General features: G+C 76.1%; 1 protein-coding gene. It reads left to right on the top strand.

Annotated elements, in window-relative coordinates:
* The coding region (locus ACH4TG_RS38755; protein WP_398247640.1) for an SDR family NAD(P)-dependent oxidoreductase at positions 1 to 9,672 on the top strand (9,672 nt) is incomplete at its 5' end.
* Positions 9,673 to 9,705 lie beyond the last annotated feature (33 nt).

The raw sequence follows: 9,705 nt of genomic DNA, 5'->3' as shown, positions 1-9,705 counted from the left end.
TACCACCAAGCCATCACCCACCTCCACACCCAAGGCACCACCCACTACATCGAAATCGGACCCGACACCACCCTCACCACCCTCAACACCCACACACTCACCAACACCGAACCCACCCCCACCCTCACCCACACCCTCCACCCCAAACACACCCCCACCCACACCCTCACCACCGCCCTGCTCAGCGCGGCCACCACCGACTGGGACGCCGTCCTCCCCCCGGCCCCCTACGTCCCGCTCCCCACCTACGCCTTCGGCTCGGTGCGGTACTGGCCGGAGCGGACGGACCCGCCGGGCGACATGCCGTCCGTGGGACTGGCCGCCGCGGATCACCCGTTGCTGGGCGCGGCAGCCGAGTTCGCCAACGGCGAGGGGCTGTTGCTCACCGGGCGGCTCTCCGTGCGGACGCATCCGTGGCTGGCGGATCACGCGGTGATGGGCCAAGTGCTGCTGGCCGGAACGGCGTTCGTGGATCTGGCGCTGCACGCGGCCCAGCAGACCGGGTGCAACCACCTGGAGGAGCTGACGATCCAGGCTCCGCTGGTGTTCGCCGAGGACCAGGCGGTGCGCCTGCAGGTGGTCGTCGGGCCCTCGGGGGAGGAGGGCCGCCGGCCCGTCGCGGTCTATTCACGGCCGGACGGCGGGCCCGGCATCGACGGTCCCCCGTGGTCCCTCCACGCCGAGGGCACGCTCGCGGCCCGCCAAGCGGCCGCCGGGCCGGAGCCCGAGGCGGATGCCGACGCGGCGTGGCCGCCCGCGGGCGCCGAGCCGCTCGCCGCGGGCGACGCCTACGAGCGCTTCGCGGAGCTGGGCCTGGGGTACGGGCCGACCTTCCGCGGTCTGCGGGCGGCGTGGAGGCGCGGTGCGGACCTGTACGCCGAGGTGGAGTTGCCCGAGGGCGCGGACGCGGAGGGCTTCGCCGTCCATCCCGCGCTGCTGGACGCGGCATTGCACACCTCGGTGCTCGCCGGTCTGTCCGGGGCAGACGACGCGGGCGGTGCGGAGGGGAGCCGGGGCCGGGTCCAACTGCCCTTCTCCTGGGGTGCGGTGTCGGTGCACGCGGTCGGCGCCACGGCGCTGCGCGCGCGGTTGACGAAGGGCGACGGCGACACGCTCGCCGTCGCACTGTCCGATCACACCGGGCGTCCGGTCGCCACGGTCGGGGCGCTGGCGGTGCGTTCGGTCAGCGCCGAGCAGCTGGACGCGGCGCGTTCGACGAGGCTCGACGGTTTCCACCGGGTCGACTGGCCGACGGTGGACGTCGCGTCCGACGGTCCGGTCACCGAACCGTTCGCGGTTCTCAGCGCCGCACCGGCCGCCATGGGGACCACCCCTGCGACCGAAGCGGCCGGCACGGGCGGCACGCCTGACGCGCCGGGCGCGTTCGCGGATCTGGCGGCGCTGATCGCGGCTCTCGACGGTGGCACGCCCGTACCGGCGACGGTCGTGGCCTACGTGCCGGACGCGATCCCGGAGGCACCGGCGTTCGCGGACGGGCCGGAGCGGGTCGGCGCGGTGACGTGCTGGCTGCTGGACCTGGTGCAGGGCTGGCTCGCCGAGGACCGGCTGGCCGGCTCTCGGCTCGCGGTGGTGACGCACCAGGCGGTGGCGGCCGCGGCCGGGGACCGCGTCGTGGACGCCGCGGCGGGCTCGGCGTGGGGGTTCCTGCGCGTGGCGCAGGCCGAGCATCCGGGGCAGTTCGTGGTGGCCGACTCCGACCGGCTGCCGGATTCCGCCGGGGTCCTGGCGGCCGCGCTGGCGTCCGGGGAGCCGCAGTTCGCGCTGCGCTCCGGGACCGTGCACGTGCCGCGGCTGGTGCGCGCCGACCCGCGGGCGGACCTGGTGCCGCCGGCCGGTGCCGCGGCGTGGCGGGTCGCGATGGCGGAGTCCGGGACGGTGGACAACCTCACGCTGGAGGAGTGCCCCGAGCATGCCGCGGCGCCGGGCGAGGGCCAGCTGCGGCTCGCGGTGCGCGCCGCGGGCATGAACTTCCGCGACGTGATGATCGCGCTCGGCATGTATCCGGGGCGGGCGGTCATCGGCAGCGAGGCCGCGGGCGTCGTCACCGAGGTCGGGCCCGGCGTGACGGGGTTCGCGGTCGGTGACCGCGTCATGGGGCTGATCGACGGCGCCATGGGCCCGGTCGCGGTGACCGATCACCGGCTGGTCGTCCGGATACCGGAGGGCTGGACGTTCGCGCAGGCGGCGGCCGCGCCCGTGGTGTTCCTGACCGCGTACTACGCGCTGACCGACCTGGCCGGGTTGCGTGCGGGGCAGCGTCTGCTGGTGCACGCGGCGACGGGCGGCGTCGGCATGGCGGCCACCCAACTGGCCCGGCACCTGGGTGCGGAGGTGTTCGGCACGGCCAGCCCGCCGAAGTGGGGTGTGCTGCGGGAGCAGGGCTTCGACCAGGCCCACACGGCGAGTTCACGGTCGCTGGACTTCGAGGACGCGTTCCGTGCGGCGACCGGCGGCGAGGGCTTCGACGTGGTCCTGGACGCGCTGACGCACGAGTTCGTGGACGCCTCGCTGCGGCTGCTGCCGCGCGGCGGCCACTTCCTGGAGATGGGCAAGACCGACATCCGCGACCCGGAGGTGGTCGCACAGGCCCATCCCGGCGTGCGGTACCGGGCGTTCGACATGATCGAGGCGGGCGCCGACCGGATCCAGGAGATGCTGGGGGCGCTCGCGGAACTGTTCGACGCCGGGGCACTCCGGCCGCTGCCGGTGACGGCGTTCGACGTGCGGCGGGCACCGGCGGCGTTCCGCTATCTGAGCCAGGCGCGGCATGTCGGCAAGGTGGTGCTGACGGTGCCGCGGCCGATCGACCCGGACGGCACGATCCTGGTCACCGGCGGCACCGGCACCCTCGGCAGCCTCGTCGCCCGCCACCTCGCCGAACACCACGGCGCCCGGCACCTCCTGCTCGCCAGCCGCCAGGGCCCAAGCGCCCCAGGAGCCTCCGAACTCCTGGCCGAACTCGCGGCGTTGGGCACCGATGCCACCATCTCCGCCTGCGACATCACCGACCCCGGCCGGCTCGCCGACCTCTTCTCGTCGATCCCCGAGGCGCATCCCCTCACCGCCGTCATCCACACCGCGGGCACCACCCACGACGCCGTCCTCACCGCCCAGACCCCCGACCACCTGGCCGCCGTCCTCCCGCCCAAGGCCAATGCCGCCCGCCTGCTCCACGAAGCGACCCGCCACCTCGACCTGAGCCACTTCGTCCTGTTCTCCTCCGCGGCCGGCGTGCTGGGCAATCCGGGGCAGGCCAACTACGCCGCCGCCAACACCTACCTCGACACCCTCGCCCACCGCCGCCACACCCAAGGACTCCCCGCCACATCCCTCGCCTGGGGACTCTGGCAGCAGGCCAGCACCCTCACGGCCGCGCTCACCGAGGACCAGCACTCCCGGATCACCGGGGGCGGCCTGGTGCCGATGCGCACGCAGGACGCGCTCGGGCTGCTCGACGCCGCGCTGGCGGGAGCCCATGCGGCCTTCGTCCCCGCGGTGTTCCAGCAGGCCGTGCTGCGCGACCCGGCGAACGCCGACGCCCTGCCGCGGATCCTCAGCGGCCTGCTGAGGACCGCGCCACCGCGCGCGGCGGCCCGCGGCGCGGGGGCGTCGTCGCTGCGGCGGACGCTCGCCGGGCTTCCGGCGGCCGAGCGGCGGCGGCATCTGCTGGACGTGGTACGCGCACACGTAGCGGCCGTGCTGGGGCACGGCAAGCCGGAGGCGATCGACGCCGAACGGACGTTCCAGGACCTCGGGTTCGATTCGCTGACCGCGGTCGAGTTGCGCAACCGGCTCAAGGCGGCCACCGGGCTGCCGCTGCCCGCCACGCTGGTCTTCGACCATCCGACGGCGAACGCGCTGGCCGCGCTGCTGCACGCCGAACTGCTGGGCGCCGGCGACGAGTCGGAGACCGCACCGCAGGTCGCGGCCCCGGTGCGGGCCGGCGGTGCGGCGGACGCGGACGAGCCGATCGCGATCGTCGGCATGGCGTGCCGGTTCCCCGGCGGCGCAGACTCCCCCGAGGGCCTGTGGGAGGTGGTGGCGTCCGGCCGGGACGGCCTGTCGGGCTTCCCCGACAACCGCGGCTGGGACCTGGAGCGGCTGTACGACCCGGACCCGGCGAAGGCGGGCACGTCGTACGTGAACCGGGGCGGATTCGTCGCGGACGCCGACCGCTTCGACGCGGACTTCTTCGGCATCAACCCGCGGGAGGCGCTGGCCGTCGACCCGCAGCAGCGGCTGCTGCTGGAGACGGCGTGGCAGACGCTGGAGGACGCGCAACTGCGGCCCGAGGCGCTGCGCGGCAGCAGGACCGGTGTCTTCGTCGGCATGGCGGCCCAGCATTACGGGCTCGGCGCCGACCGCTCCCCCGACGCGATGGACGGCTACCTGCTGACCGGCACCACGAGCAGCGTGGCGTCCGGCCGGGTCTCGTACACGCTCGGTCTTGAGGGCCCGGCGCTGACGGTGGACACCGCGTGCTCGTCGTCGCTGGTGGCGATGCACCTGGCGGGGACGTCGCTGAGGGACGGCGAGTGCGATCTGGCGCTGGCCGGCGGCGTGACGGTGATGTCCAGCCCCGGCATCTTCGTGGAGTTCAGCCGCCAGCGCGGGCTCGCGGCGGACGGCCGCTGCAAGCCCTTCGCCGCGGCAGCCGACGGCACCGGCTGGGGCGAGGGCGTCGGCCTGGTCCTGCTGGAGCGGCTGTCGGACGCCCGGCGCAACGGGCATCGCGTGCTGGCGGTGATCCGCGGCTCAGCCGTCAACCAGGACGGCGCGAGCAACGGCCTCACCGCCCCCAACGGCCCCTCCCAGCAACGCGTCATCCGCCAGGCCCTCGCCAACGCCCGCCTGGAACCAGGCGACGTGGACGCCGTCGAGGCCCACGGCACCGGGACGACGCTCGGCGACCCCATCGAGGCCCAGGCGCTGCTGGCCACCTATGGCAAGAACCGCTCCTCCGAACGGCCGTTGTGGCTCGGCTCGGTCAAGTCCAACATCGGCCACACCCAGGCCGCCGCCGGCGTCGCCGGCGTCATCAAGATGGTGCAGGCGATGCACCACGGCGTCCTGCCCCGCACCCTGCACGTGGACGCCCCGAGCCCGCACGTCGACTGGGAGACCGGCGCCGTCTCCCTCCTCACCGAAGCCGTCGACTGGCCGGAGACCGGCCGTCCCCGCCGCGCCGCCGTGTCCTCCTTCGGCATCAGCGGCACCAACGCGCACCTGATCCTGGAAGCCCCGCCGTCGGACCTGCCCGCGCCGGCCGCCGGACCCGAGGCCGCGGCCGACGGCGAGCGGGGCGCGGACGGTCCCGCTGTCGCGGCCGGGCCCGTCCCCTGGGTGCTGTCCGCCAAGAGCGAGGCCGCGCTGCGGGACCAGGCCACGCGCCTGCACCGCCATCTGGCGGCCCGTCCCGGCCACGCCCCGGCCGCGGTCGGCCGGGCGCTGGCCACCACGCGCTCGGCGTTCGAGCGGCGGGCGGTCGTACTCGGCGACAGCGCCGAGGAGTTGATGACCGGCCTGGCCGCGCTCGCAGACGGCCCGGAGAGCGGTGCGGCGCGGGGTGCGGAGGGCGGCGCGGACGTCGTCCGCGGGACGGCCGCCGCCGGCCGTACCGTCTTCGTCTTCCCCGGCCAGGGCTCGCAGTGGGCCGGCATGGCGCTGGACCTGCTGGACTCCTCGCCCACCTTCGCGGCGTCGATGGCGGCGTGCGACCGTGCGATCGGCCGGCATGTCGGCTGGTCGCTCCTCGACGTCCTGCGTGGCGCGCCCGGCGCGCCCGACCTGGACCGGGTGGACGTGGTGCAGCCGGCGCTCTTCGCCGTCATGGTGTCGCTGGCGGAGCTGTGGCAGGCGGCGGGCGTGCGGCCGGACGCGGTCGTCGGGCACTCCCAGGGCGAGATCGCCGCGGCCTACGTGGCGGGCGCGCTGTCGCTGGACGACGCGGCCGCCGTGGTGGCGCTGCGCAGCAAGCTGCTCGTCGCTCTGGCGGGCACCGGCGCGATGGCGTCGGTGCCGCTGCCAGTGGCCGACGTGGAGCGGCGGCTGCCCGCGTGGGACGGCAGGGTCGGCGTGGCCGCGGTCAACGGGCCCACCGCGACGGTGGTGTCCGGCGATCCGCAGGCCGTGCGGGAACTGGTCGACGCCTGCGTGACGGAGGGGGCGAGGGCCCGGGTGATCCCGGTGGACTACGCCTCGCACTCCCACCACGTCGAGCGGATCCACGACGAGCTGCTCGCCTGCCTGTCCGGGCTGCGGCCGCGCACCTCACGGATCCCGTTCCACTCGACGGTCACCGGCGGCGTCATCGACACCGCCGTGATGGATGCCGGCTACTGGTACCGCAACATCCGCCAGCGGGTGCTGTTCTCCCAGGTCACCGCGGCGCTGGTGAACTCGGGGCACACCCTGTTCGTCGAGGCGAGCCCGCATCCGGTGCTGACCGTGGGTGTCGAGCAGACCGTCGACGGCGAGGACGCCGAGGCCACCGTGATCGGCACGCTGCGCCGCTCCAAGGACGGCCGCCGCGAGTTCGTCGCGGCACTGGCCAGGGCCTGCGCACACGGCGCGCCGGTCGATTGGCCCGCGGCCCGCCTCGGCAAGGCCCACGGGACCGCGGTGGCACTGCCGACGTACGCGTTCCAGCGCGCCCGGCACTGGGTCGAGGCGGCCGGCGGCGCGGGCGACGTGACGGCCGCGGGCCTGACCGGCAGCGGGCATCCGCTGCTGGGCGCGGCCCTCGAACTCCCCGACGGCGGGCAGGTGCTGACCGGCCGGCTGAGCCTGCGGACGCATCCGTGGCTCGCCGACCACGCCGTGCTGGACACGGTGCTGCTGCCCGGCACGGCGTTCGTCGAGTTGGCGGCGCACGCGGCCGCGGCGGTCGGCTGCGGCGGCGTCGAGGACCTGACGCTGGAGGCGCCGCTGGTGCTCGCCGAGCAGGGCGACGTCCGGATGCAGGTCGTCGTCGGCCCGGCCGGCGACGGGGGGCGCCGCCCGGTGTCCGTGCACGGCCAGTCCGGTACGGCCGGCCCCGACGAGCCGTGGACACGGCACGCCCACGGCCAGCTCTCGCCGGCCGCCGGGTCCGAGGCGTTCTCCCTCGCGCAGTGGCCTCCCGCTGGCGCTGAGCCAGTCGAACTGGGCGACGTCTACCAGCAGTTCGCCGCGGCGGGCCTCGCGTACGGCCCGGCGTTCCAGGGACTGCGCGCGGTGTGGACCGGCGACGGCGCGGTGTACGCCGAAGTCGACGTGCCGGAGAGCACCGCGGTCGCGGGCTTCGGCGTCCATCCGGCGCTGCTGGACAGCGCGCTGCACGCGCTGGCGGTGACCGGCACGGACCCGTCGGTGCCGGCGGGCGCGACCGATGCCACCGGTCCCGATCTGCGGCTTCCCTTCTCGTGGTCGGGCGTGTCCCTCCACCCCGAGGGTCCGGCCGGCGTGCGGGCGCTGCGTGTCCGGCTGTGCCCGTCGCCCGACGGCGGCACCGCCCTCGCACTGGCCGACGCCACCGGCCGGCCCCTGGCCTCCGTCGCGTCCCTCGTGCTGCGGCCGATCACGCCCGCCCAGCTCGCCGCGGTCCGTACGACACGCCGGGCCGCCCTGTACGAGGTGGGCTGGAACCGCGCCGCGGACGCGCTCAGGCCGCTCGGCCGGGACGCGGACGTGCCGGCCGGCACGTGGGCCGTGCTGGGCGGCACGCTGACCGCCCTCAACGGTCCGGCCGGCGAGGGCGTTTCGTCCGGTGACCCGCACCCCGGATTCCCTCGGCGCTTCGCCGGTCTCGACGCGCTGCGCACCGCTCTCGCCGAGGGCGCGCCCGCCCCGGACGTGATCCTCGTGCCACTGGCCGACGGCGCCGACGGCGCGGACGGCGCGGGGGGCGCGGGCGGCCTGAACGGCGCGCACGGCCCGGACAGCGGTGACGGCGGTCACGGCGGCCCGAAGGCCGCGGCCCCCGACCGCGCGCTCGCGGCGGTGCGGCGCGTCCTGGGGCTGCTCCAGGAGTGGCTCGCCGACGCCGCGCCCGCGGGCGCGCGGCTCGTCCTCGTCTCGCGCGGCGCGCTCGCCGCGGGCGGCGGGCAGGACGCGCCGGACCTGGCGGCCGCCGCGGTGGGCGGCCTGGTCCGCAGCGCGCAGGCGGAGAACCCGGACCGGTTCGTACTGCTCGACGTCGACACGTGGGACGTCCCCGCGGACGCCCTGGCCGCCGCCGTGGAGCTGGCAACGACGACGGGCGAGCCGCAGGTGGCCGTGCGCGGCGACGCCGTGTACGTGCCGCGGCTCGCCCGGGCGGCGGCGCCCGGGGCCGCGCCACGACCGGCGGCGCGGCCCCTGGACGCCGACGGAACGGTCCTGATCACCGGCGGCCTCGGCACCCTCGGCCGGCTGGTGGCCCGCCACCTCGTCGCCGAGCACGGCGTCCGGCATCTGCTGCTGACCGGCAGGCGCGGCGCCACCGCCGACGGCGCGGAGGACCTGCGGGCCGAACTGGCCGCGCTGGGTGCCGAGGTGAACGTCGCCGCGGTGGACACGGCCGATCGCGAGGGACTGCGCCAGGTGCTGGCGGCGGTGCCCGGACGCCATCCGCTGACCGGCGTGTTCCACGCCGCGGGCGTCATCGACGACGCGACGGTCGGCTCGCTGACCGGCGCGCGCGTGGAGACGGTGCTGCGGCCCAAGGCGCACGGGGCCTGGCATCTGCACGAGCTGACGCGGCATCAGGATCTCGCGGCCTTCGTCCTGTTCTCCTCCGCGGCCGGCGTGCTGGGCAGCCCGGGACAGGGGAGCTACGCGGCCGCCAACAGCTTCCTGGACGCGCTCGCCGCCCACCGGCACGCGCAGGGCCTGCCCGCGACGTCGCTCGCCTGGGGCCTGTGGGAGGAGGGCAGCGGCATGACCGCCCATCTGGAGCGCACCGACCGGGTGCGGATGAACCGGGGCGGCCTCGCTCCGCTGCCGACCGCGGACGGTCTGGCCCTGCTCGACGAGGCGCTCGCGGATGCCGGGCCGCTCCTGGTACCCGTGCAGCTGGACACCGCGGCACTGGCGGCGCAGGCCGCGGCGGGAATGCTGCCGCCGGTGCTGCGGGGCGTGGTGCGCGCGCCGGCCCGCAGGACGGACGCGGCCGGGCCGTCGCTGGCCGAGCGGCTGACCGGTCTGGACGACGCGGAGCAGCGCACGCTGCTGCTCGACGTGGTGTGCGGGCAGGTCGCGGCGGTGCTCGGGCACGAGGGCGCGGAGGCGGTCGATCCCGGGCGCGCCTTCCAGGACTTCGGGTTCGACTCGCTGACCGCCGTGGAGCTGCGCAACCGGCTCAACGCGCTCACCGGCCTGCGGCTGCCGGCGACCCTCGTCTTCGACTACCCGACCGCCGCGGGGCTCGCCGAACGGCTCAGGGAGCTGGTCGCGCCCCAGCCCGCCGCGACGGCGTCCGCGCTCGACGCGTTCGACCGGATCGTCACCGCGCTGGGCGAACTCGCCCCGGACGACGGGGAGCGCGCCGAGATCGGCCGCCGCCTGCAGTCGCTGGCCGCGCAGTGGACGCACGCCGGGCAGGGCGGCGGCGCGGCCGTCGCCGAGCGGATCCAGGCGGCCTCCGCCGAGGAGGTTCTCGCCTTCATCGACCAGGAGCTGAAGCGGAGTTGAACGCCGTCCGAGACCGCAGCAACCAGCAGCACG

Origin of the sequence: Streptomyces sp. NPDC020917 (genome assembly GCF_044333795.1) — a bacterium.
Classification (GTDB): Bacteria; Actinomycetota; Actinomycetes; order Streptomycetales; family Streptomycetaceae; genus Actinacidiphila.
The sequence above is the reverse complement of the archived record's forward strand: the minus strand, read 5'-3'. Positions and strand labels throughout refer to the sequence as shown.